The 1,443-nt window shown below is 65.7% G+C and carries 1 protein-coding gene; it reads left to right on the top strand.

Features of this window, described 5'->3' with window-relative positions; translation table 11 throughout:
- The coding region (locus JHD07_RS35545) for a xanthine dehydrogenase family protein molybdopterin-binding subunit (protein WP_291630696.1) at positions 1-1,443 on the top strand (1,443 nt) is incomplete at both ends.

Below are 1,443 nucleotides of genomic sequence, written 5' to 3'. Positions count from 1 at the left end.
TGGGTGTTGAAGGTATCGGCGCACGCGTCGTGCGCAAAGAAGACAAGCGTTTCATTACCGGCAAGGGCCGCTACGTCGACGACATCAAGCTGATGGGCATGACCCATGCCTATTTCATCCGCAGCCCGCACGCGCACGCCAAGGTCAAGAAGATCGATTCGTCCGCCGCTCTGGAGATGCCGGGCGTGGTCGCGGTGCTCACCGGCCAGCAGCTGGTCGACGACAAGGTCGGCAACCTGATCTGCGGCTGGGCCATCACGTCGAAGGACGGCAGCCCGATGAAGATGGGCGCATGGCCGGCGATGGCGCCGGAGACGGTGCGCTTCGTCGGCCAGGCCGTCGCGGTCGTGATCGCCGAGAGCAAGAATCTGGCGCGCGACGCGGCGGAAGCCGTCGTCGTCGACTACGAGGAGCTTCCCGCGGTCGCCGACATGAAGGCCGCGATCAAGGCCGGCGCACCGCAGCTTCACCCTGAAGCGCCCGGCAACCAGGTCTATGACTGGGTGATCGGCGACGAGGGCGCCACCGATGCCGCCTTCGCCAAGGCCGCCAACGTCGTGAAGCTCGACGTCACCAACAACCGCCTCGCTCCGAACGCGATGGAGCCACGGGCGGCGATCGGCGACTACGACGCCGCCGAGGAGCACTTCACGCTCTATACGACCTCACAGAACCCGCATGTCGCCCGCCTCGTGCTGTCGGCGTTCTACAACATCGCCCCCGAGCACAAGCTGCGTGTGATCGCGCCAGACGTCGGCGGCGGCTTCGGCTCCAAGATCTTCATCTATCCCGAGGAGATGGTGGCGCTGTGGGCCTCCAAAAAGGTCGGCCGTCCCGTCAAATGGACCGGCGACCGCACCGAGGCCTTCCTCACCGACGCGCACGGCCGCGACCACATCACCCATGCCGAGATGGCGTTCGACGCCAACAACAAGATCATCGGGTTGAAGGTGAAGACCTACGCCAATTTCGGCGCCTATATGTCGCTGTTCTCGTCCTCGGTGCCGACCTATCTCTACGCGACGCTGCTGTCGGGCCAGTACAACATCCCGGCGATCCATGCCGAGGTGATCGGCGTCTACACCAACACCACGCCGGTCGACGCCTATCGCGGCGCGGGCCGCCCGGAGGCGAGCTATCTGGTCGAACGTCTGATGGAAACGGCGGCGCGGCAACTCAACGTCGATCCGGCCCAGCTGCGCCGGACCAACTTCATCACGCAGTTTCCGCACCAGACGCCTGTGATCATGGCCTACGACACCGGCGACTTCAACGCGTCGCTCGACGCCGCGATGAAGGCGATCGACTATGCAGGCTTCCCCGCCCGCAAGGCCAAGGCGAAGGCCGATGGCAAGCTGCGCGGCATCGGCGTGTCCTGCTACATCGAGGCCTGCGGCATCGCGCCGTCGAAGGCGGTCGGCAGCCTCGGCGCTGGCGTCGGCC

It is taken from the genome of Bradyrhizobium sp. (assembly GCF_016462955.1).
In the GTDB taxonomy this organism is placed as follows: domain Bacteria; phylum Pseudomonadota; class Alphaproteobacteria; order Rhizobiales; family Xanthobacteraceae; genus Bradyrhizobium.
Note: the sequence above shows the minus strand (reverse complement) of the source record. Positions and strands in the feature narration are given on the sequence as shown.